General features: G+C 43.0%; 20 protein-coding genes. 9 read left to right on the top strand and 11 right to left on the bottom strand.

All coding sequences use genetic code 11. The annotated features are described in order from the left end of the window. The first annotated feature begins 7 nt into the window (after positions 1-7). A complete protein-coding gene (locus ACMXYS_RS04275; protein WP_415883772.1) occupies positions 8-730 on the top strand; it encodes a hypothetical protein in 723 nt (240 codons plus the stop codon). Here ACMXYS_RS04275 and ACMXYS_RS04270 read toward each other — a convergent pair. Continuing rightward, on the bottom strand, positions 727-2,232 hold the full coding sequence (locus ACMXYS_RS04270; protein WP_415883771.1) for a SpoIIE family protein phosphatase: 1,506 nt from the start codon (positions 2,230-2,232) through the stop codon (positions 727-729). The two genes, ACMXYS_RS04275 and ACMXYS_RS04270, sit on opposite strands and share 4 nt — an antisense overlap. Before the next feature lie 106 nt (positions 2,233-2,338). On the opposite strand from ACMXYS_RS04270, the gene ACMXYS_RS04265 reads away from it, so the two are divergent. Beyond that, on the top strand, positions 2,339-3,793 hold the full coding sequence (locus ACMXYS_RS04265) for a sigma-54-dependent transcriptional regulator (protein WP_415897689.1): 1,455 nt from the start codon (positions 2,339-2,341) through the stop codon (positions 3,791-3,793). On the opposite strand, the gene ACMXYS_RS04260 is transcribed toward ACMXYS_RS04265, so the two are convergent. The 6 genes from ACMXYS_RS04260 to ACMXYS_RS04235 are packed head-to-tail and all read right to left on the bottom strand — an operon-like array spanning position 3,790 to position 11,950. Beyond that, complete coding sequence (locus tag ACMXYS_RS04260) at positions 3,790-6,492, bottom strand: response regulator (protein ID WP_415897688.1); 2,703 nt, start codon at positions 6,490-6,492, stop codon at positions 3,790-3,792. The two genes, ACMXYS_RS04265 and ACMXYS_RS04260, sit on opposite strands and share 4 nt — an antisense overlap. 21 nt (positions 6,493-6,513) lie before the next feature. Next, a complete protein-coding gene (locus ACMXYS_RS04255) occupies positions 6,514-7,794 on the bottom strand; it encodes an HD domain-containing phosphohydrolase (RefSeq protein ID WP_415883768.1) in 1,281 nt (426 codons plus the stop codon). 9 nt (positions 7,795-7,803) lie between these two features. Beyond that, entirely contained in the window at positions 7,804-9,468 is a 1,665-nt protein-coding gene (locus ACMXYS_RS04250; RefSeq protein ID WP_415897687.1) for a sensor histidine kinase, read from the bottom strand. Positions 9,469-9,483: 15 nt separating this feature from the next. Then, positions 9,484-10,305 carry a phosphate/phosphite/phosphonate ABC transporter substrate-binding protein gene (locus ACMXYS_RS04245; protein ID WP_415897686.1) on the bottom strand — a complete coding sequence of 274 codons (822 nt, stop codon included), beginning with the start codon at positions 10,303-10,305 and terminating at the stop codon, positions 9,484-9,486. Beyond that, complete coding sequence (locus ACMXYS_RS04240) at positions 10,302-11,351, bottom strand: HDOD domain-containing protein (protein ID WP_415897685.1); 1,050 nt, start codon at positions 11,349-11,351, stop codon at positions 10,302-10,304. Before ACMXYS_RS04240 ends, ACMXYS_RS04245 begins: the two co-directional genes overlap by 4 nt. Positions 11,352-11,353: 2 nt before the next feature. Further along, positions 11,354-11,950 (bottom strand): response regulator, encoded by a 597-nt coding sequence (locus tag ACMXYS_RS04235; protein ID WP_415897684.1) that lies wholly within the window; start codon positions 11,948-11,950, stop codon positions 11,354-11,356. A 202-nt stretch (positions 11,951-12,152) separates the two neighbouring features. On the opposite strand from ACMXYS_RS04235, the gene ACMXYS_RS04230 reads away from it, so the two are divergent. From ACMXYS_RS04230 to ACMXYS_RS04215, 4 genes are all read left to right on the top strand, one after another. After that, positions 12,153-12,692 (top strand): heme NO-binding domain-containing protein, encoded by a 540-nt coding sequence (locus tag ACMXYS_RS04230; protein WP_415897683.1) that lies wholly within the window; start codon positions 12,153-12,155, stop codon positions 12,690-12,692. Beyond that, positions 12,689-13,627 carry a sensor histidine kinase gene (locus ACMXYS_RS04225; RefSeq protein ID WP_415897682.1) on the top strand — a complete coding sequence of 313 codons (939 nt, stop codon included), beginning with the start codon at positions 12,689-12,691 and terminating at the stop codon, positions 13,625-13,627. The genes ACMXYS_RS04230 and ACMXYS_RS04225 overlap by 4 nt, the downstream gene beginning before the upstream one ends. A gap of 33 nt (positions 13,628-13,660) precedes the next feature. Continuing rightward, positions 13,661-14,026 (top strand): dihydroneopterin triphosphate 2'-epimerase, encoded by a 366-nt coding sequence (gene folX / locus ACMXYS_RS04220; RefSeq protein WP_415883761.1) that lies wholly within the window; start codon positions 13,661-13,663, stop codon positions 14,024-14,026. A 167-nt stretch (positions 14,027-14,193) separates the two neighbouring features. Further along, entirely contained in the window at positions 14,194-14,703 is a 510-nt protein-coding gene (locus ACMXYS_RS04215; protein ID WP_415883760.1) for a hypothetical protein, read from the top strand. Positions 14,704-14,763: 60 nt separating this feature from the next. Here the strand turns inward: ACMXYS_RS04215 and ACMXYS_RS04210 are convergent, their stop codons facing one another. From ACMXYS_RS04210 to ACMXYS_RS04200, 3 genes are all read right to left on the bottom strand, one after another. Further along, the gene (locus ACMXYS_RS04210) at positions 14,764-16,692 is read right to left on the bottom strand and encodes a M48 family metallopeptidase (protein WP_415897681.1); all 1,929 of its coding nucleotides are present in this window, start codon (positions 16,690-16,692) and stop codon (positions 14,764-14,766) included. A gap of 22 nt (positions 16,693-16,714) precedes the next feature. After that, on the bottom strand, positions 16,715-17,308 hold the full coding sequence (locus tag ACMXYS_RS04205) for a LemA family protein (RefSeq protein WP_415883758.1): 594 nt from the start codon (positions 17,306-17,308) through the stop codon (positions 16,715-16,717). A gap of 120 nt (positions 17,309-17,428) precedes the next feature. Further along, positions 17,429-18,466 carry an NAD(P)H-dependent flavin oxidoreductase gene (locus tag ACMXYS_RS04200; RefSeq protein WP_415897680.1) on the bottom strand — a complete coding sequence of 346 codons (1,038 nt, stop codon included), beginning with the start codon at positions 18,464-18,466 and terminating at the stop codon, positions 17,429-17,431. 236 nt (positions 18,467-18,702) lie between these two features. Between ACMXYS_RS04200 and ACMXYS_RS04195 the strand changes: the two genes are divergently transcribed. Next, positions 18,703-19,317: a DsbA family protein gene (locus tag ACMXYS_RS04195; protein WP_415897679.1), complete on the top strand. Its 615-nt coding sequence runs from the start codon at positions 18,703-18,705 to the stop codon at positions 19,315-19,317. Between the two features lie 57 nt (positions 19,318-19,374). Here the strand turns inward: ACMXYS_RS04195 and ACMXYS_RS04190 are convergent, their stop codons facing one another. Continuing rightward, positions 19,375-19,806, bottom strand: a complete 432-nt coding sequence (locus ACMXYS_RS04190; RefSeq protein ID WP_415883755.1) for a cold-shock protein — start codon at positions 19,804-19,806, stop codon at positions 19,375-19,377. A gap of 219 nt (positions 19,807-20,025) precedes the next feature. Here ACMXYS_RS04190 and ACMXYS_RS04185 point away from each other — a divergent pair, with 219 nt between their 5' ends. Further along, the gene (locus tag ACMXYS_RS04185; RefSeq protein ID WP_415897678.1) at positions 20,026-20,238 is read left to right on the top strand and encodes a SlyX family protein; all 213 of its coding nucleotides are present in this window, start codon (positions 20,026-20,028) and stop codon (positions 20,236-20,238) included. A 14-nt stretch (positions 20,239-20,252) separates the two neighbouring features. After that, complete coding sequence (gene plsB, locus ACMXYS_RS04180) at positions 20,253-22,562, top strand: glycerol-3-phosphate 1-O-acyltransferase PlsB (RefSeq protein ID WP_415897677.1); 2,310 nt, start codon at positions 20,253-20,255, stop codon at positions 22,560-22,562. Positions 22,563-22,580: the final 18 nt, after the last annotated feature.

The raw sequence follows: 22,580 nt of genomic DNA, 5'->3' as shown, positions 1-22,580 counted from the left end.
AAAAGGGATGTTAGCTTTGCATAGACATAGTGCAATAGAAACCGTATACGCGAGAGTTCTGCGTCAGAATCTACAACAATTTACCATCTGTAGTACCCAATCTGACGCAGGCAATACCTCCCTAGCCTTAGCCGTAGCCACAAGGGCAGCAAAGGCAGGTAAACGGGTTTTGTTGATAGAGCTCAATCCTAGTAGCCCACAACTAGTTACTTGGCTGTCACTTAAAAATACTGAGTGGTTACCTTTAACCGGTCACTGGGAACATGCTGCACAAGAAACTGACGTACCGGGCTTGATGGTTTTAAACTGCCCGGTGCAATCGAGCCATTGTGTCGAATTTAGGGATCTAGAAACATTGAAACTGTTTTTTAACAGCTGCCTAAATCTGTTCGATATGGTTATCTGCGACAGTGCTCCGGTTCTAACTGAAAAATCACAACTTCAAAACGACAACCATCTGCCAGTAGATATTATCTGTTCAGCAAGCAAAGCAACTCTGTTAAATATTGTGACCGGGCGAACTACTGAATCACAGGTTGATGAAGCAAGAGAAACGTTAAAAAATAGTGGAGCTATTCTGGCAGGGGTCATTATGAATGACCGTTTCGCCCCGTCTCTGCAACAAGAATTAATCCGGGAAACCTATCGGTTTGAAAAAAGATTTCCCAAACTTATGCGTTACTTGCGAGAACGCTTTAGTCACATGACTTTATTGAATCAGGAGCTCTAACTATCCACCCGTTCCAGCAAGATCAGTGTTAGATCATCATTAGGAGCAGACAGGTTCAAACGTGCTTGCAGCAGATGATCAGCCGCTGCCGCTAAAGGTAATTGACGACTACGTTCAATAACTGCTTTTAGCTCTTTTGGCATCTCAACCGCCGCGTCGTTAAAACCATCTGAATAGAGCAAAACCCTATCGCTGACCTCTAGAGAAAAGCACGCTTGTTGATAGCCCTCAATCCCCATACCGAGCATCGGCGACTTAGCCTCAATGTCTTTTATCTCGGTATCACTAAACAAGATAGGGCTCGGATGGCCGGCATTGATAATGGCTACCTCGCCCTCAGGTGATAAGGTCATTGCCGCCATAGTAGCCAAGGTTTCTTTGAGGACCGGATCTTCATCAAAACCTAAAGCTAATTGATTAAACAAGGCGGGTAATTCTATACCCATCGAAGAGTAAGCAGAGCAAAGCCCTCTTAAATAGCCAGCAAGGGCGTAAGAGAACCCTTTCGCTGAAAGGCCATGCCCCATTAAATCGGCAAATAGAAATAGAGATCGATCCTTTTGTGGATAAAACTGAACTAAATCCCCACCTCCTGCTTCTGGATTGACGGTCCTTAACTCGATCTCATAACCTTGGATCTTCTTAGGAAGACTTGGTCGTAATCCTAGCGTGACCTTTTGATCTACCTCTTGATGTATCTGCGCACTCAGGTGCTCGCGCCTGCAAACGACCCTTTGGATCGTACTCAGCAGTTGCTCTCTACTAACCGGCTTGGAAAGCAAATCATCAATTGGACGCCTTAGGGCTTTGTTCAACAGTTCCGGTTCGATACAACCAGTCACATAGATAAACGCAGTATCAGCAACATCGGGGATATGGGAGATTTTGTCGAATAAGGCGGGGCCGTCTGCTTGTGGCATGTGGATATCACACACTACCAGATCAGGTTTATATTTGAGAACAGCTTGAAACGCCTCTGCCACAGAGGCAGCGCTCAGCACTTTATATTGAGATAGTAGGTATTGCTCGATCACTAAGCGATAAGCAGGATCATCATCAACGACTAGCACGGTAAGGGCTGATTCAGCCTGTGGCCTCGATTGACGCAAGACCATAACGTTACAGGCATCATCACGATAACAGGCTGGTACATAGTGCATATCATCAAAGTAATGGGCTAATAGCTTTAACCCCATACCGCTCTCAGCAGCGATTAGATCCTCCGGATCATCAAGCATTTGACTAAACTGACTAAAGCTCGGGCCGTTATCACGCAGTTCTAGCCAGTAATCAAATTGATCACGCATTAATGTCAGAACAACTTCAGTCGGCTTTGGATCGGGGTAACGCGATAGATTAACAATTAACTCTGCAGTCGCTAACAAGAATGCATCTCTGTTTTTACACTCCAATTGCTCCAGCAGCGTACCGAGTTCTTCACGTACTCTACGCGCTTCTTCCAGCTGAGGTTGCAAATGCCATTCGCCTAATAATTCTGTCATTTCCCTGCCCAAACCGATATCGGATAAAATTCAATCACTTGGTGCTTGTAACAGCCTACCCTGTAGCATAGGCTAAAGGTAGGTTTTTGGTTGGAGAGGACGTCCTATGCCCGTACCTGAAGTTAATCGTATTCTGCTAGTTGAAGATGATGTTTCCATGGCGGCGGTTTACCGCAGCTACCTCACTGGTTTGCCATACCAGATTCACCATGAAGAAACAGGTGCAGGAGCATTAGCAGCCTTAGATAATGAGAGCTTCGACGGTATTCTCCTCGATCTCAGTTTACCCGATATGAACGGGATAGAAATTCTCGAAAAGATAAATCAAGAAGAGATCACTACCGAAGTCATTGTCACTACAGGCGATTGCTCGATGAATACCGCTATCGAAGCGATGCGACTGGGTGCGCGGGATTATCTGGTCAAGCCGTTCAGCAAAGACCGTTTAGTTACCACACTCAATAACACCTTCGAAAGCCAAAAACTCAAACGAATTGTTGAAACCTATCGAGAAGAGATTGATCGTCACAACTTCTGTGGCTTTATTGGTTCTTCTCTATCGATGCAGCGGGTCTATCAAGTCATCGATAGCGCGGCGAGCTCAAAAGCTACCATTTTTATCACTGGCGAAAGTGGTACAGGTAAGGAGGTCTGCGCAGAAGCAATCCACCAGCGGAGTGAACGCCAAAAATCCCCTTTTATTGCTCTAAACTGTGGCGCTATCCCAAAAGACCTTATTGAAAGCGAAATCTTCGGTCATAAAAAAGGCGCTTTTACTGGAGCCGTTAGTGATCGAGATGGTGCTGCCAGCGCCGCAAATGGCGGTACTCTGTTCCTTGATGAAATCTGTGAAATGGAGCTTGCTCTTCAATCCAAGCTACTGCGTTTTTTACAGACCGGCACCCTACAAAAAGTCGGCAGTGATAAAACCGAAAAGGTTGATGTTCGCATTGTCTGCGCAAGTAACAAAGATCCGCTCGCTGAAGTTCAAGCAGGTAACTTCCGCGAAGATCTGTATTACCGATTACACGTTCTGCCGATCCACCTTCCGCCTCTACGAGAACGAGAGAATGACGTTATTGAGATAGCCCAAAGCTTCTTAACTCAGTATGCCGAAGAGGAAGGTAAAGGCTTTAAGCGCTTTGAACCTGAAACAGAGCTTATTTTAAGCAACTACGATTGGCCGGGTAATGTGCGTCAGTTACAAAACGTTGTCCGAAATATTGTGGTACTACACAACGGTGATGAAGTTACTCAAGCTATGTTACCTGCTCCATTGGATAGCTGTATCAAACCAGTGCAATCGGCAGCAGTACATAGCATGGCTGCTGCAACCCCAGAACCTATGGCTGCGGCACCCGCATTTGTAGCTTCAGATATATCAAGCCCAGTTCAGGATCAACTGTCAGAGTTAATCAGACCAATGGCAGATGTAGAACGTGAAGCAATTGAACGAGCCATCGATCTTTGTGGGGGCAATATTCCAACAGCAGCACACTATCTGAAAATCAGCGCTGCTACCATCTATAGGAAACGTAATAGTTGGAAAGAAAACGCTTAAGCTTTTCTTTCCAATATAAACTGATCTAAACAATCTAAGCTTTGCTGAGCGAGCGCAAGAAAATCGAGCAACGATCCTCTTGCGCATCCACCCTCTCGACATACCTTCTCAAGACTTCTGGCTTTCTTAGATAGGGCCATCAAGCCGTACAGTGCTGAGCTACTACCGATCGTATGGAGGTTGCGTTCGAGTAATGCATCATCGATATCTGGGTTAGAAAGCTCCTCTAGCCTTTTATCGACATCCTCTTTGAACACATTGACCAGTTGGGGTAGAACTTCTTCAGAGGTATCACGTGCTAACTGATTCACATAGTCAGGTTCAAGCAGCTCTGTGCCATCATCTGTAACCACTGAGTCGATACTCTGTTTACTTGAATCAACCTTGTAAGTAGCCAATAAAGGTGAAATGACCTGAACCAGCACTTTTTTATCTAATGGCTTTTCCAGATAACCTGACATCTCATATTGATTTATCTTTTCTCTGTCTTCAGGCATGACGTACGCAGTAAAAGCGATGATCGGTGTACAGTCCCAATCATCTCGCAAACGCATTTTTTTTGTTGTCTCATAGCCATCCATATCGGGCATGGATATATCCATTAAGATCAATTGGAACCGACCGGGCTGGTAGGCTTCAATCGCCTCAGCACCACTGGATACACAAACCGTTTTAAGTCCTAAGGCTACCAACATATGTTCAACGACAATCCGATTAGTCGCACTATCATCGACCACTAAAACAGAAGCATTAAATCTGACATCACCGGTGACTGCTGCGCTGTTAGCTGGAACTTCTGATTCAACAACAGCTAGAGAGAAGCTAAATGTGCTACCTTTACTCGGTTCACTGCTAAATTGCAGTTCGCCACCCAGTAAATTCACCAGTTTTTGGCTAATTGAAAGGCCTAAACCTGTACCCTCATATGGACGATTTTGCGTATTGCTGATGGTGGTGAATTCAGAAAAAATCTGTCCTTGTTCATCCCAAGGAATACCTATGCCGGTATCAACCACTTTAAAGCCCAAACGGTAGTCAGATTGTAAATTTACTTGGAGGCTGACCTCACCATAATCCGTAAATTTAATCGCATTGCTGAGCAGGTTTAACAGTATCTGGCGCAATCGTTGTTCATCTATTTCAATCCAATCAGGTACTGACGGATCAATCTGAAAATTGAGTACAATAGATTTCTCTTCCACCCGCGGCATCAGTAACTGCTCAAGCTGACTTAGTAGCAAGCGCAAGTTACAAGGCGCTGGAACTATTTCTAGTTTATCTGCTTCTATTTTCGAGAAATCGAGAATATCCGAGATAATAGTGAGTAAGCCTTGCCCCGACGCTAAAGCGCTTTCTACAAACTTAGATTGGGAGCCATCAAGTTGCGTATCTTGTAGTAGTTGAAGTAGCCCTAAAACACCGTTTAAAGGCGTGCGAATCTCATGACTCATCATTGCCAAGAAACGTCCTCTAGCGCTATTTGCACGGTTCGCTTCGGATACCGCTTTTTCAAGAGAAAATTGGGTTTGCTTTAACTCGCTGATATTTAGATGGGAAACGATAATTGCACCGTTATCCGCTTGCGTCTCATGGATCTCAATCCATACATTTGGCTGAAGCTCGTATTGCTTAATGATCGGAAGTGATGCGTGTAACGCTAGCTGATGTTCTATCCACTGTTCAGGGTTGTTCTGAGCTTCGCAAAACAGCCCTTTTTCTACACAGTTTCGAAAAAATGACTCATAGGTGACACTGCCGGAAAGATCGACACCATATTCGCTGTATAGATTTCTAAATTGACGATTAAATCTAAGTAACTTGTCTCCAGCTCCAAACAGCGCAAAACCATCTTGCGCCATTTCTAACGCCCCGATGAGCAGTTCATTCTCACTTTCTGCACTAACTCGACGGCTAATATCTCTGATCATTCCCAAAAATTTTGAATGCCCTTCAATCTCCATTTCCGTGACACTCAATTCTATCGGGAACACCTCACCATTTTTTCGTACACCAACAAGTCTTCTCTGATTCCCTAAAAGCTCTTTTAAACCATCCCCTGTATTGTTAACTAAGTAATAGTCATATTGACTTCGATAAGGCTCAGGCAATAAAAGAGAGAAATCCCTACATCTCAGATCATTTTTGGAATAACCAAAAATCCTTTCAATAGCTTTATTTGCTGATGCAATTTTTCCCAGATCATCAATGGTAACAATACCATCGATAACCGTGTCTAAAATAACCTGTAGCTGGGTAGCAGTAGCTTTGGGAGATAGGTCAGTCGCAGTTGCCAAGACATTATGTTGGACTGAAGGTGACTCAGCTTTCAAATTTGTTTGCGAAAGCGATATATGTAGGTGCTCTACAAGCTCTTGGTTACTCCAAGGCTTCGCTAAGAATTTATGAACAACACCGCTATGAACAGCTTTAAGAACCGTATCAAAATCAGAATGCCCACTCAGTATAATCCGCTTAGTGTCAGGCCATTTAGCTTCCACCTTGGTCAGCATTTCAGTACCTGATAATCCCGGCATCCGATAATCAGATAAAATAACCTCTGCTCTGTTTTCACTAAGCCATTGTAGAGCGTCCTCCCCTGATGAAGCCGTTGCGAAAGTGATATCTGCTCGGCGCATCAAACGCTGTAAAGAAGCCAAGATATGGGGTTCATCATCTACCAACAGTACCTGAACATCCATACATCACCCTTTACTTGGCCATTACTTTTGAGAAACGTATATTTCTAACGCTTCTTCTAAGTTAAATTCCATTTCTCGAATTCGTTCGATGGCGACTTCATCGAGATCCTGATCTGCGCTGAGTAGTAAAATCCCTTCCTGACTAATCAGATCACGGCTTAGCTTCATGCCCTCTCGTAATTGTTCACTGGATACCTGTTTATCATTTAGAACATCACCAGTTTTAGACAACCCCTCTATGACCTCTGACAGAACCTCAACCACATCTTGGTTATAACGTTCAACGGCTGTGGTCTGCATATAACGAATCGCTTCCGATGTACTGTACTGACGCTCATCATATAAGCCAGAAACCATCTCAACATAATCGTTCACTACACAAAGAATTTGCGCACGGATCGAAATTTGATCGCCTTTTAAACCTTTAGGGTAACCACTACCATCAAGATACTCTTTATGCTGAAGAATGATCTGTCCTGCAGGGTATAGAGGCTTCACTAACAACAACGCCGCTTGCGCTAATAGAGGGTATTGTTGAAAAGTTCGCTGTTGCTCCGTTTCCATCGTTAGGTAAGGATTTTTTAAAAGCTCATCAGAAAAACTCAGTTTACCGATCTGACGTAATTGCCAAGCATAATAAAGCTGCTTGAGTTCTTGCCCCTCTAAACCAAATTTTTTCGCAACAGCCACCAGTACCTGATTAAGCTTACGGTTTTCTTTTGTGGCTTTAATACCTAATCGGCGAGCCGTTTGGGTAGAGAACATACGAACAACCGAACGATAGCTATCTTTAATTCGGTCATTTGCCATTTTAAGTTGACGAGTACGCTCTTGGACTTTGCTGTCTAAGGATCGGTTAAGTGCTTCTAACTGTTCATTCTTTTCTTGGGTTTCCTGCTGAAGTCGTTCATTTTCTTGCTGCAAACTCGCTAATCGAAAACCCTTTTCCACCATTTTTATGACATCGCTGTCTTCCCAAGGCTTCAGCAAAAACCGACTCACTTTACCACGATTAATAGCGTCAATAGCGGCTTGTGCTTCGGCATAACCGGAAATAACAATCCGCTCTATATCAGGAAATTCTTTTGCCGCTTTCTCGAGAAACTCTTCACCGCCCATTTCGGGCATACGCATATCACTGACTAAGATATCGACCGTATTTTCACGCAATATTTCCAATGCTTCATTTGGAGAAACTGTAGTAAGGACTTTGCACTTTAAAGGTCTTAATAAGCGTTTAAGGGAATTAAGAACGGCCTGCTCATCATCAACTAGTAAAATTGTATTATTCGGATAGCTCATAACCTATTTTTACTCCTTTACTAGGTCGTGCGATTCAGTCTGCTTCGGCAGGGAAGGTGCCTTAGTTAGTATGGGTAGTGCCAAGGTAAAACAGGTCCCTTTACCTGGCTCGCTGTCCACCAAAATATCACCGTTATGTTCTTCAACAATAATTCCATAAGAGATCGATAAGCCAAGTCCAGTTCCTTCACCCACCTTCTTGGTAGTAAAGAAAGGGTCAAACAATTTATCTATCTGTTCCTTCGCGATTCCATGCCCCGAGTCTTTAATCTTGATCTCAATTCGATCTTGATTAACCTTGGAGCTCACAGCAATCGTACCGGTATCTGTAATTGCCTGTCCTGCATTGACCAATAAATTCAACAGTACTTGCTTAATTTTACCTGGTAAACAATACGTTAACGGAATATCAGCTAAATCAGTTGCTAGTTTGCAGTGGTATTTCAATTCATTATTCACAACCTTTAAGGTTGCTTCAATACAGTCATTCAGATTACAAAGCTCGTACTTTTCAACTGGATCAACATGGGAAAATGCTTTTAACCCCTGGACAATATCTTTAACCCGGGCGGACCCTTCTTTGGTATCTTTTAATAGGTCATCCAGATCTTCATTCATAAATTCAAAATCAAGCTCTTCCTGAAATTCCTTAAGTTGAGCAATAAGACTATCTCGCTTTTCACCCTCGGGGGTCTCTATGATCTCTTGATGTGCAGCAAGTAATTGACGATAGTTATTTGCGTAGAGCTCTAAAGTGCCAATATTACTAATAACAAACCCCATGGGGTTGTTTATCTCGTGAGCAACGCCTGCCGCCAGCACGCCAATAGAGGCCATTTTCTCTGACTGTAGCAATTTAGCTTGCGCTTCTTTTATCTCTTTATTGGCCTGTTCCAACTGTTCGTTCTTAACCACTAACTCCTTAGTCCGTTCATCAACCCTCTCCTCAAGCGAGCGATTAAGTTCTTTGAGTTGTATTTCAAACTCATCTCTTCGCGCACTCGCTTCATGCAGATTACTTGCCATCGCATTAAAAGCGATGGCTACATCTGCCACTTCATCTTGGCCTTTAACCGGTACTTTAATTTCGAAATCACCAACTGAAATAACCTCAGCAGCTTGGGTCAGCACCTTAAGCTGGCGCGTCAGATAAGTTCCTAATATCAAAGAAAACAGAGCCACTAGCCCCATCTCTATCGCCGCAATCAATGCGCTTCGCTGCTCAGCCTCTTCAATCGTCTTATTTAGGCTGTTGATATCTAGCCCTAACTCCACTCGGCCGTAAACTTGCCCCCCTTCAGAGATCTCGGCGTAAGTATCAAAAATACCGTCTTCAACAGTCGAAACGGATTGATCCGAGGAAAAGGGCTTCGACAACACATCTGCACTGCCTTTTTCAGCAAACACTATATTTTCTGGCCCGAGAACTCTTGCGTAAACGAGATCAGGGTTAATCATTACCTCAGAAACAAAGGCTTCCAACGAGGCTAAGTCGTAACTTAGCACTGCGTCTTTAGTCGTCGTCGCAAACAAAGTCGCTGTTGTATGAGCACGCTTACTTAAACCTTCATAGTTTGTGGTACGAAGATAATCTAAGGTCATGCTAATCAGCAGCAACAGCAATAATGCTTCTATGGTGGCGATACCCAGTATCGTTTTGAGTCGAAGAGACACGGCTAATTCCAACTACTACTTCAATAGATGCTCAAGCAACTTAATATCTAATTCCCTGACATCATCCCAATCTTCATTGGCTGCGATTTCCATACCTTTGAAATTGATGGTTTTCAAAAGAGCTTGACCTTCAGGGTCCTCATTCATGCTTAAAAATGCTTGCTGTATTTTCTTCAGTTTTTCATTTCCAACGCGCGGGTGAACAGCAATGGCATGAGGGGTGTAACCTGGCGTTGTCCATAAAACACGTAGATTTTCTCTAACTTTAGGGTCGGTATTATTAAAGGTCCTCATGACCCCTCCCCCAGCAGGAAACAACCCTCTTGATACCGTCAGGTAAACTGAATCATGTGAGGAAACATATTTAGGCTGGAAGCTAATACCCTCTTTATTCATTTTTGCGCGGGGCAATACACTAGCAGCAAATGCAGCAGGAGAAGGAAACGAAAGCGTGCTTGAATCGAGTTCTGACAAACTATTTATTGGATTATCTTTTTGGACAACAACAATCCCTTTAATACGCTTATCTTTCTGTTTTAGAATCGCTTGATACCCTGGTTTTTGACTAAAGACCGTATAGTGATAAGGGTTCATATAAGCGATATCATACTCTCCAGCCAACACCCTTTTTTCGAAGGTTGGGATATCTTGAGCAGTAGCGAACATAATTTTCACACCTGATTTTTCGCTTAGATAAGCACTGATCGGCGTCCATAATTTCGCTAGTTTTTTCGCCGATTGTTGAGGAACGATCCCCAGGGTTAATGTTTCAGCGAAGGACTTAACTGGCATAAAAACGATTAAAATCGCTAAAACCAAAGAGTGTAAGGTTTTCATTCGGTACTCTCCTTAACTGTAATTTCCGCGCAATCCAGAATTTCTTCTGAAAGTTCGTCTAAAGATATATCGCCAGCTGCCAACTGCTTGGCTACAAAAAGCTGGCAAGTCAATTTTGATACAGGCATCTGCTTTAATGGATTGGACTGGTATAAGACGGCATTCACCACTTCGGGAGCAAAACCCCATAATTTAAGTAAATAAGCGCCAATCGCATCACCGTGGGAGGCATCGCCTATATCAACTAAAGATCCAATATCATGAAATAGACCTGCCAAATAAACCTGATATTGGGTGCAATCACTAACTGTCGAAACATTAAAATCCTGCAATATGTTCACAACGGTTTGTGCTCGATTAACATCAAAGTTTTTAGGCTCTTGTTTACATATTCCAAAAAATAAAACCAAGTTCTCTACGAGCCCAACGCCAAGACGCATGAGTGCCTGCTGTAAGCTTTCGGTCTTCGTTTGAAAACCAAAGAAACTAGAATTAGCCACTTGGATAACTTTGGCAGATATCGCTAGATCACATTCTATAATTTCTACTAATTTATTGATTTCAGCTTCATCTGAGCAACCTAAATACTTTTTAAGTTCGGCATAAACTAAAGGAAGTGCAGGTAGGTGCTGTAATGACCCGATCAACTTACGTTGCGCATCAGATATAGGAACCTGTTTTAACGCCTTGGCTCTCTCAAGAACCTCAACTAACTCTTCAGCGTCAAAAGGTTTAGGTAAAAGGAGATGGGCGACATCCGCCGACGCCAACACTGTGTTATCACTGGTATCACCACTGATTAAAATTCGCATCGCTTCGGGCACACTTTCTTGAACAGCCCTTAGCAATTTTTCGCCATCCATTTCGGGCATGCGTTTATCGCAAACAACAATGGAGGGCCTTTGTTCTTTAATTATCTGAAGTGCTCTTATTGGAGATGATTCAAAAACAAAGCTCCATTCACTCGTATACCCTCGCAAGCTTCTCCTTAACGCCCTTAGAGTACTTGCTTCATCATCAATAAATACAACGGTTCCCTGTTTCATAATCAGATTGCTCTCGAAGTTTCGATTATCTGGCTATCAGAGCTATCCATGAGTAGCTCAATCTGTTTCAGCAGATCAGAATTGGCATAAGGCTTCGACAGATAGCAATCCGCTCCATGCTTCACAGCCCGTTCTAATTCAGCTTCAGATGTTCCTGAGATGACTAAAATACGTGTAGATATGAGATGGTCTGAATGTCTAACGTAACTAATAACATCCTCACCATTTAACCCCGGCATATTAAGATCAAGGGTCATAATGGCTGGTTTTAACTGCGTTAATAATGACCCTGCTTCAAAGCCATTGACTGCGATTTGTGTCTCATATCCAGCCCCTCTTAAAACCCGCTGTATCGCTCTAGCTGCCGCCGGCTCATCATCAACAATCAGAATTAAATTATCACCAGGCGCAGCCAGTTCCTCTGGTAACGGAATATCGTGAGCTTTAAGGAACTTTATTAAATTTTCTGCCGATACACGGTTATTGCCTCGACCTGGCAACTTAAACCCTTTCAATTCACCTTTTTCTATCCAACGGATCACCGTGCGCAAACTTACACCGCAGATTTGTGCGACATCACCTGATGTATAAGTTTTCATAACTTAACCTTCCTAACGACTTTTCTCTTAATTAAAAGTAGTCATGGATTTCTCTTTTGTCACAAAAGTCATATAAAAAAGTACGTCTAAATTGCAAAATCAAAGCGTTAACTAATAGAGAAGAGGACATTTATGCCAGATACCATAAAATAGTCTATATTGAAGATCATAACTTTTTTCTGCGAAATGAAGGTGGCTTGTAATGAAAGGGGTTGTTTTCAATATTCTCGAAGAGATGGTGATTGATCAGTGCGGCCTAGAACAATGGAATAATATTCTAGATAAATTATCCCTTGATGGGGTATATACCTCTGGGCAGACCTATCCAGATGATGAGCTCTTTGCTCTGGTTGCTGAGATTTCTGAACAAACAGGTATAGAAGTCGGTACATTAGTCGGCGCATTTGGTGAATTTCTATTTGATAGCTTAGCCCGCCGCTATCCGGTTTTTGTTGAGCAACAACCTGACCTCTGTAGTTTCCTTGAAAGCGTAGATAGCGTTATCCACTTAGAAGTTAAAAAACTATTTGAAAACCCTTCCTTACCCCGTTTTGAATATGAGAAATTGGAAAATGGTGCGCTGCTTATGCGCTATAGCTCTCCAAGGAAATTATGCATATTAGCTGAGGGATTAATTAGAGGTGCAGCTACAAAATATGAGACACCGATCTCTATAACACACGATGTTTGCTGCCATAAAGGCGATCCCCATTGCGACATAATCGTTGAGTTTCACAAATGACCGATACCTCTAACCCTTATAAACAAGCATACGAACGGGAACGCAAAGCTCGACTTGAAGCTGAACACTTACTTGAAGAAAAGTCTCGCGAGCTTTACCAAAAAAATCAGAACTTAGAACAAAGCTACGAACAACTCCAAAAGCAGCAAACCATGATGCTGCAAAACGAGAAGCTAGCCACATTAGGTACGTTATCTGCGGGCATAGCGCACGAAATAAACAACCCTATAGCCTTTATCAAAAGTAATGTTGAATCTCTGAAGCAGTACTTTGATGCCTACAATCTTATTCTTAATGAAATAAAACGCTTACTGCCTTCACTTCCTGCTGATCAAAAAGAGCCTTTAGAAGAACTTCTTAAATCCGAAGATATCGATTTTATTTCTGAGGATATTCCGCAACTCATGGAAGATACACAAGAAGGCTTGATACGCGTTAGAGATATTATCCAAAACTTACGAAGCTTCTCGCGCACACAAGCCAATGACCACGGTAGTTACGATCTCGTAGAAGGCATAAATAGCACTTTAAAACTGTTAAAAAGCGAATTAAAAAACTCCATCACCTTAGACATTTCGCTTGAGCCCTTGCCAAAGATCGAGTGCAACCTAAACGAACTTAATCAGGTATTTCTCAATCTTATTATGAATGCCAAACATGCCACTATAAATTCTCAGGCTCCCTGTATTTCTGTGAGATCCAAATATGATGATCAATACGTATATATCGAAATTGGCGACAATGGCTGCGGTATATCCGAAGAAGTTCAGAAAGATATATTCACCCCTTTCTTTACCACTAAACCTGTAGGACAAGGCACAGGTATGGGGTTAGCCATTTCACATAACATCATAAAAAAACACAACGGTGAGATTCAATTACAAAGCAAAATCGATGAAGGCACTACTTTCACAATCAAACTCCCTATAAACTGAACTTACCCTCTATCTGTGACCAAAAGGACTTCCATGCTCAGCAACGCAATTATCAACATCACCAATCTTCGCTTACGTACTTTTATTGGTTTTAACCCTGAAGAGATGGAAAAACAGCAGGATGTGGTTATTAATATCGAAATTCAGTATCCAGCGAATAAAGCTTTCGCCGATGATGATGTTGATCAGGCTCTCAATTACAAAACCATCACAAAAGAAATAATTAAGCATGTAGAAGATGGACGCTTTTTACTGCTCGAAAAACTCGTTTCTGATGTCTTAGATATATGCACAACTCACCCATGGACGGTTTATGCCAAAGTAACTATTGATAAACCACACGCCCTAAGATTTGCTGACTCAGTCTCTCTCTCTTTAGAGTGGAAAAAGGACACATAAGCAGAAAGCTATACTTAGGATGTACAAAAATCCGTCTTTTCCACTACTTAGTATTGAAAAATTCTCAATTAGTTGGGATCGGTCATTTCTTGAGTTTTAGTTAATCCCGTCTAATCTTCTGAGAGTCCACCCTAACAAGGCAGTAAACAACTCAGGGAGAGAAGTAGATGGATATCAATAGGTTCAATCAACTTATTCGTCAGGCAGTGAACGATAACAATGCTGCTGCGTGGCATTCCGCATCAGATCACCGCGCTTTTTGTGAAAAACTCTTGGGATCATTTGAAGCTCATGAGGTAGTAAAAAATATCCTTATTGATGTCGTTGACGAGTTACTACAACGTAAAGCCGAAGATAAATACGGCAACTACACCATTGGCGACGGCGTAACTATTCTAGAAAGCGGTCACTGCATACCGGCAACGGTCATCAAACAAACTAATAATAGTGAAGACCTAACTGTTCAATTAGATAAAGTTTTTACCGATGGTCATTTCGAAAAAGATAAAACTGGCGAGGTAATTGAATTCCACCGTTCTCATGATCGAGTGTATGTGCATATAGAGGGGCGCACACTTAGTCGCCTAGTTGCCGGTCGAAAGTTTGTAGATTATTCGCCAGAACATCTTAAAGAAGAGATGGAAAGGCTCACTTCAAAAAAGCAGCTAGCCTGTTAATAAGCTAATATTTCCATTCAAAAAGATAAGCAAGCCTAGTCTGAGCTTGCTTATTATTTATTAGCCCTCTTCTAGAAACTCTAGCTTTGGCAACGGACATCCCATGATGGCCGCAATTGTCGTTATCAACTCACGTTCGGTCGTTGTAAGCTTGCCGTCATGCTCAATACAGCGACAAAGCCCAATTAATAAACGACGCTGAAGCAGTGGATAAGCAAGTCCCAACACATTTACCGCTTTGACAAACACCTGAACATCGCACTCTTCAGCCGGTAAAAGGTGGATGTTATACAGAGAAACCGCACCTGCTCCTCGATTAAACGCCCTTTCTGCTGTTTCTTCATCTTCATGACCAAAACGAGCCACAGCAGATAATATTTGCGCATATTCATCACCAATCTGACCCGGTGTTTTATAACGCGGAGCGCTCTTGAGTTCGGGCTCATATTGCCCTGCGAGATAATGCTGAACCAACTGGAATAAGCACCATTCAAATAGATCAGTTTTCTTATCCGCTCTAATCAACTGCATTAATAAGCGTTTAAACTGCTTATACTGTTCCGCTGACATGCACTTCAGTGCAGGAAGCAATAACTCTATCAGAGGTAAACGACAGTGCTCTTGAAGATTATCTACCGACTGAGCCGTTTTAAGTACTTCCTGCTCTAAACCCTGAAACTCCGTTGCCTTGATCATCTCTAACTGTTTCTGGCGTAGCTCACCTTCACTGTGAAGCAGTAAGGAGCAACAGATAGACATCGCGCCTAAGGATTCTTTCGCCTGTTTATACAAAAACTCTGGGATTTGATCTATTTTCTCTCGCGCTGCACTCAAACTATTATCTGTTAAAGCACTCTCCCCAGTACCCGTCATAACCGCTGCACCTATAGCAGCAGCCTCTTGAACTCTTTGACGTTTTTCTTCGCTTTTCTGCTGCTCTTCTTCAAGCTTTCGCTCTCGGGTTTCGTTACCACGATAAAGAAAGTTGCCATCCCAATGGGGATCAACACGAAGAATTCGGTCAACAATTGGAGGGTGCGTTGCAAATAGACTAGAAAGACTAGAGATAGCTTGGCCAAAAAACAGATGGCTAACTTCACTACGATGAGAATTATTAATCTCACTGCCCGGCGAATATCCACCAATCAATTTAAGTGCATTCGCAATACCTTCCGGATTACGTGTGAACTGCACTGCACTGGCATCCGCCAAAAACTCACGCTGTCGACTCACTGCTGATTTAATTAGTTTCCCAAAAAAGATCCCTAACCAACCGACGATCATCAGTCCAAAGCCAAGCAGCGCTACCCGGCCGTCAGAACGACGATCACTGCCACCTCGAGCAAAGAGCTCCCCTACTTGCCCAATAAACACGATGCCATGCAGCAAAGAGATCAAACGCAGATTTAAGCGCATATCACCATTCAGAATATGACTGAATTCATGCGCAATAACGCCCTGCAGCTCATCTCTTTTAAAGTGCTCAATAGAACCTTGGGTGACACCGATAACTGCATCAGCAGGTGTATTGCCTGCAGCAAAGGCATTAATACCCATTTCATGCGCCATTAGGTATACCGGCGGGACAGGCATCCCTGAAGCCAATGCCATCTCCTCGACGACATTAAGTACCAAACGCTCATTCGGCTCTTCGCTATCTGGTAGTATGCGTACGCCGCCTAATGACTCAGCCACCGCTTTACCACCCGAGGATAATTGCCACCATTTGTACAAAATAGCGCACCCAACCACTCCGCCGACAGCTAAACTTATCAGCCCAAAGCTTCGCCAAGAAAATATACCTAGACTTCCGAAGAGAGATGTATCGTAAGCGGGTACTAGATTGGCTGTGTTACTCGATAGAAAATGAAAAGCCAGACCCACCAAAAGATTGGTAATTAGGATTAAGCTAAATACAGCTAAGCAGAAAAGAAAGACAAGCCAGCCGGTATTACGCCTGGCTTTGTCCTGTTGCTCAAAAAAATTCATGAATCAACAACCTCGCAAGTTGTTAAAAACTTACTTTTGGTGCTGCTTGAATCTGTTCGCTGTCATCAAACTCAAGCAAAGTAGCATCTTGAGAGTGACCAAACATATTTGCGAAGAAAACGGGTGGGAAAGATTGACGGTAAGTGTTGTATTCAGTCACCGAATCATTAAACGCTTGGCGAGCAAAAGCGACACGGTTTTCGGTGGATGATAGTTCCTCCGACAGTTGCATCATATTTTCATTGGCTTTTAAGTCTGGGTAATCTTCCATGACAAAGTTCAACTTACCCAAAGCCGACTGCAGCTGATTCTCAGCACCTGACAACTGTTGTAATGAGTCCGCACTATGTACAGACGCTGCACCTTTTAACAAAGCGGACGCTTCATTGCGCGCCTGAATGACTGCTTCAAGCGTTTCGCGCTCATGCTTCATATAGCCTTGAGCGACTTCCACTAAGTTAGGAATAAGATCGTAACGGCGCTTTAGTTGCACCTCGATTTGTGAAAAGCCGTTTTCATAACGGTTTTTCAACTTCACTAAGCTATTGTAGATGCTGACTATGTAAAAAATCACACCTAACAGAACAACCAACGTAACAATTAATCCAATGTCCACACCTAACTCCTTAACTATCCATAATCCCTTTAAAAGAGAATCATTCTGATAAAAAGACTATAAGTTAGATTGCGAACAGAAGAAATAGATTGCCCTCTAAAACAAGTTAAAACAGTTAACTTATGCTTTAAAGGCTAGCGACAATTCGACAGTTAAATCCTTTGCAGATATGGCCTTACATCCAAAACGATTTTCCCCTGACCACAAGGGCGTAAAATCACCTAAGCCTTTGCTTTCGGCATAACTGCGCAAAGGGGTTATAGCCTGAGTTGAGAAAGGAAAAGCCAATGCCACTTCTGACCAGTCACCCAAATCTTGCATAACACGATTTCGAATGCCTCTAGCAGGTCGACCTGAGAAAAGATTGGTAATGGCGGTAGGGATATCTGTCCGCTGCAACATCCCCCGATGGATATCGCTAGTCTTAGCCTCATCGCATAACAGATAAGTTGTGCCTATCTGCACTCCTTGAGCACCTAGACCCAACATATCTTTAATATCGCTCTGGTCAGCAATACCACCCGCAGCAATCACTGGAATCGAAAGCTCAGCAGATAATTTTGCTACCAACGTTTTTGTATCTAGCTGGGTTTCCAAATCCTTAGTTAAAAACATGCCTCGATGGCCGCCAGCTTCAACACCTTGGGCAATCACTACATCAGCACCATTTTCAGCTAACCAGATACCCTCTTCGACCGTTGTCGCACTCGAAAGCACTGTCGCTCCCCAGGCTTTTACTCTCGCTAGAAGATCAGGTTCTGGTAACCCAAAATGGAAACTCATGACAGGCGGCGCATATTTTTCGATTGCATCAGCGGCCTCTTTACTAAAAGGCATGCGTGACGCTTTCGCACTGTATTCAGGTTCTAGCCCCGCTTCCTGATAGTAAGGCGATAACTGATCGATCCAAGCAGCTATCTCCTGATCGCTTACTGAAGGGACCTGATGGCAAAAGAAGTTAAGGTTAAAAGGGCGATTTGTATACGCTATAAACTGCTCAATTTCGGCACATATCTGCTCCGTAGATAACATCCCACAAGGAATAGAGCCTAATCCACCAGCATCGGATACAGCAGCCGCCAATCGCCAATCCTGCACTCCAGCCATAGGCGCTTGGATAATAGAGACATCAACACCTAACATTTCATTCATATTCATACATTATCCTTCGACTACAAAGCTAATAGGTTGAGCAGGTACGTGCTTTCCTCGGGAGTCTAACCAGTGGAAGTACGCTTAACTAACGCTTTTTAAAGAACCATTCGTTCACGGAAAGAGAACTAATATCTAACTCTAAGTAAAACTACAGATAATTATGGAACTATCTCACTGTAATATAGGTCTGTAAGAATCACTTAAGTGGTGTAACTGAACCTCCAGATAGAAGGATAAACATGAACAAATTCATCTACGTCATGGACCCAATGTGCAGTTGGTGCTGGGCATTCTCACCGGTGATTTCCCACTTAAAAGATAAGTATCCAGAATTGCAGTGGCAATTGCTGATGGGAGGCTTAGCCCCTGACTCAGATCTGCCTATGCCAGAAGCGATGCAACAAAAACTGATCTCAATTTGGCAGCACATTGAGGAACATACTGGAGCTAAATTCAATTTCGACTTCTGGCGCGAGAACACGCCTAGACGTAGCACTTATCCAGCCTGTCGCGCCGTGATTGCCGCTGAGCATCTTGAGTCAGATGCTGCTTTTGAAATGATAGATGCGATTCAAAAAGCTTATTATCAAAAGGCTTTAAATCCTTCTGATATAGAAGTACTTGCTAACCTTGCTGCAGAGATTGGGTTGGACAAAGACAGTTTCAGCGCACTAATGACTAGCCCTGAAGCCCAAACAGAATTAGAGCAACAAATACAACAAAGCCACGCGCTTGGCGCTCAAGGGTTTCCTTCGCTATTTATTGCAACAGAAGCCGGAGCACATGCAATTAGCTATGGCTATTGTGGAATCGAGGAAGTAACGAGAAGAATTGAAGCGATTTTAGGCAGGTGAGAATTAAAGTGGTGAATACAACGGGGTTACCAGAACAGCAACCCCGTTGGAATGAGCTTAGTCTCTTACAACAGAAACATCTTCCGCCTGAAGACCTTTATCACTCTCACGTACATGGAAGCGTACCTTTTGACCTTCTGCCAAAGATCGGTGACCACGACCACGAATATTACGGAAGTGAACAAATACGTCATCGTCTTCACCACGGGTGATAAAGCCGAAACCTTTAGACACGTTAAACCACTTAACGGTGCCCTGCTCACGGTCATCGTTTTCGTCGATATACTCTTCTTCTGCACCATTTACTACAGAAGCATCTGCTTCAGCATTGTTACCAGACGCTGCAAAGAAAGAAGCAGCAAAAGTCACTACAAACACAACTGCCACAGCAGCAATATTAGATAACTCAACCTCAACACCCGCTACCGAACCTAACAGAACTGGCACTAAAACGGCCGCGATAGCACTCACAATCAGACTACGAATCACTGATTAACCCTCATTGTATTATATTGTCATTTATCACATGAATAGCACTTGTACTGGCGGAATAAAGATTATCCCTACCAAACAGAGAGGTATAGCGAATTTCGTGATTTTTTTCAACAGCTTATATTGTTAATCCCGCAAATAAGCCACATTCGTTTAATATCGTAGTCTGATAAACTATGCTAAATCTCAATCACACGCATGGCTTGGATCCATTCAATGAACGATCAAGAACGCATTACAGAGTTAGAAACCCGCGTGGCGTTTCAAGAAGACACTCTGGATAAATTAAATAACATGGTTGCATCTCAGGAGATTGAACTAGAGCGTTTAAAACGTATGCTCAAGATCATGAACCAGCAGTTGAAAAACCTAACGGTGGACGGAGTTGCTGGCTCTGGCGATAATGAGCCACCCCCTCCACATTATTGAGGCAAAAGGGAAATATGCTGTCGTTGTTACAAAGCGGTTTACATTATTTAGGTCGGCAATTCATCAATATCGTTACCCGCCCTCGCGTGGTAAACCCTGAATTATTACAAGCAAAATCGACCCGTAATGCTTATTACATTCTGGAAAACGACCGCTTAAGCCACCAGCTTCTGTTAAAAAACGTGCTGCAAAAACAAGGTATCCCCTTTATGGAGCAGCAGCTTCTTTTTGCTGATTCCGAAGGGAAAAGTCCGCTTAAAGAAGATTTAACAGAGATCGTAGCAACACAGCAAAGTAACCCTAAACTAAATATTCAGATTATCCCTGTCTCAATTTTTCATGGCCGTCGACCAAACAGAGAAAAATCTTGGCTTAATCTGCTCTGTACTGAAACATGGCATAAAGCTGGCCCTTTAGGCAGCTTTATGCAGCTCCTTATCAATGGCCGCCAAACACTGGTTTCTGTGGATAAACCACTAGATCTGCAACAGTTGATGGTTAAAGAAGGCAATGTTGAGTCCATCGCACGAAAAACAGCGAGGGTCCTTCGTACGCACTTCAGTATTCTTCGAGCATCAATCATTGGTCCTGACCTATCACATCGCCGAACATTGATCTCTTTAGTGCTGAAGCACCCCAATGTACAAAAGGCTATAGATCTGCAAGCAGCTGAGAGAAATACCAGTCGTCATAGAATCGAAAGACACTGTTTTAAAACCCTTGATAAAATCGCAGCGAACTACAGCCCAACAACAATTAGGCTCTTAGACCCCATTCTTAACTGGGTATGGAAACGCCTCTACAACAGGGTAAAAATTCATAACACGGCAGAAGTTCAAGAGATTTCTAAAACCCATCAGATTATCTACCTACCCTGCCATCGCAGTCACATGGATTATTTGTTGTTATCTTGGGCTCTATATCGCCATGGTTTAATGATTCCCCATGTAGCTGCAGGCGAAAACCTAAACATCCCCGTTGTTGGGCCCATATTAAAACGCGGCGGCGCAATCTTTATGCGTCGTAAGTTTCATGGCGACCCGCTTTACGCCTGCTTATATAAAACCTATTTGGAGCAGATGAGCCATAGAGGCCACGCCTTAGAATACTTTATCGAAGGTGGGCGTAGCCGCACCGGTCGATTACTGCCAGCTAAAACCGGCCTCCTCTCTATGACTATCGGTTCTTTCCGTGAAGGTAGCCCTAAGCCCGTTGCTCTGATTCCAGTTTGGATTGGTTATGATCGTCTAGTCGAAAGCCGCAGCTACCAAAAAGAGTTAGCTGGAGCCAAGAAAAAGCGAGAGTCATTTACTGAGTTTTTCTCATCGCTAAAAATTCTAAGACAGAAGTTTGGTGAGACACTGCTGAGTTTTGGTAAACCTATACCGTTGGAAAACCACTCTGATTCTAGCCTTTCCCTAGAAGAGGATGTCACCAATATCTCTCAGCAAGTTATGTGCAATATTAACCAAGCAGCTGGTGTTACCAAAAGCAGCTTGTTGGCCACCTGTTTACTGAGCGGTAGTCAGCTACAATCGGTTGCTGAACTGAGTGATAAAAGCACGCGTTTGCTCAACTTATTAACACAGCTCTATCCAAACACAGCTCTATTACCAGACGGAAAACCTTCTGATTGGATCCAAAGCGCCCATAATATGAGGCAGCTAGAAACCAAACTTAATCTAGTAGAGATCAATCAGGCTCAAGCGCAAGAGATGAGCTTTTATCGTAATAACATTCAACATATGTTGGTGCTCCCCAGCATGTACTTATTACTAGCTCACCGTTTGGAGTCACCACGCGCGCAAAACATCAATCGAACTATTCGTATGCTCTATCCATTTTTACAGGCCGAACTATTTTTGCCTTACAAAATGGAAGAACTCACCGATCAACTAAAACAGATTCGAGATGGACTACTAGAGCAGAACCTACTTGAAGAGTCCGAGCCTCAGATATGGAAAACTACCTCTAACGCATTGGTTAACACGCTTATACTCAACGCTGAACCGATCATTCTGCGTTACTATATTTTGCTTCGAGTACTCACGCGATATGAAGAGATTAGCCGCGACGATCTCATCCATAGCAGCCAGCAGATTGCAGAAAGCATCCACCTAGAATATGGCTACAGCACGCCTGAATATAAGGATGAACAAGTACTAAAATCCTTTATCAAACAGCTGCGTAATTTGGACTTTGTGCGAGAAGAGAATGCCAGGATCAGAGCAAATTTTGATAGCGAAAGTTTATTTAAACAAGCAAACAAAATCCTGCGCCCACATATGATCTCACTGATCGATCACAAACTTAGAGAGCGCTAACCTAAACCAGTAGCCTAA

The organism is Neptuniibacter sp. QD57_21 (genome assembly GCF_047778075.1).
GTDB lineage: Bacteria > Pseudomonadota > Gammaproteobacteria > Pseudomonadales > Balneatricaceae > Neptuniibacter.
Note: the sequence above shows the minus strand (reverse complement) of the source record. Positions and strands in the feature narration are given on the sequence as shown.

Excerpts from the sequence above, each read along its gene's own strand:
- ACMXYS_RS04275 (WP_415883772.1), top strand. The coding sequence starts at position 8 with ATGTTAGCTTTGCATAGACATAGTGCAATAGAAACCGTATACGCGAGA.
- ACMXYS_RS04270 (WP_415883771.1), bottom strand. The coding sequence starts at position 2,232 with ATGACAGAATTATTAGGCGAATGGCATTTGCAACCTCAGCTGGAAGAA.
- ACMXYS_RS04265 (WP_415897689.1), top strand. The coding sequence starts at position 2,339 with ATGCCCGTACCTGAAGTTAATCGTATTCTGCTAGTTGAAGATGATGTT.
- ACMXYS_RS04260 (WP_415897688.1), bottom strand. The coding sequence starts at position 6,492 with ATGGATGTTCAGGTACTGTTGGTAGATGATGAACCCCATATCTTGGCT.
- ACMXYS_RS04255 (WP_415883768.1), bottom strand. The coding sequence starts at position 7,794 with ATGAGCTATCCGAATAATACAATTTTACTAGTTGATGATGAGCAGGCC.
- ACMXYS_RS04245 (WP_415897686.1), bottom strand. The coding sequence starts at position 10,305 with ATGAAAACCTTACACTCTTTGGTTTTAGCGATTTTAATCGTTTTTATG.
- ACMXYS_RS04240 (WP_415897685.1), bottom strand. The coding sequence starts at position 11,351 with ATGAAACAGGGAACCGTTGTATTTATTGATGATGAAGCAAGTACTCTA.
- ACMXYS_RS04235 (WP_415897684.1), bottom strand. The coding sequence starts at position 11,950 with ATGAAAACTTATACATCAGGTGATGTCGCACAAATCTGCGGTGTAAGT.
- ACMXYS_RS04230 (WP_415897683.1), top strand. The coding sequence starts at position 12,153 with ATGAAAGGGGTTGTTTTCAATATTCTCGAAGAGATGGTGATTGATCAG.
- ACMXYS_RS04225 (WP_415897682.1), top strand. The coding sequence starts at position 12,689 with ATGACCGATACCTCTAACCCTTATAAACAAGCATACGAACGGGAACGC.
- folX (WP_415883761.1), top strand. The coding sequence starts at position 13,661 with ATGCTCAGCAACGCAATTATCAACATCACCAATCTTCGCTTACGTACT.
- ACMXYS_RS04215 (WP_415883760.1), top strand. The coding sequence starts at position 14,194 with ATGGATATCAATAGGTTCAATCAACTTATTCGTCAGGCAGTGAACGAT.
- ACMXYS_RS04210 (WP_415897681.1), bottom strand. The coding sequence starts at position 16,692 with ATGAATTTTTTTGAGCAACAGGACAAAGCCAGGCGTAATACCGGCTGG.
- ACMXYS_RS04200 (WP_415897680.1), bottom strand. The coding sequence starts at position 18,466 with ATGAATATGAATGAAATGTTAGGTGTTGATGTCTCTATTATCCAAGCG.
- ACMXYS_RS04195 (WP_415897679.1), top strand. The coding sequence starts at position 18,703 with ATGAACAAATTCATCTACGTCATGGACCCAATGTGCAGTTGGTGCTGG.
- ACMXYS_RS04185 (WP_415897678.1), top strand. The coding sequence starts at position 20,026 with ATGAACGATCAAGAACGCATTACAGAGTTAGAAACCCGCGTGGCGTTT.
- plsB (WP_415897677.1), top strand. The coding sequence starts at position 20,253 with ATGCTGTCGTTGTTACAAAGCGGTTTACATTATTTAGGTCGGCAATTC.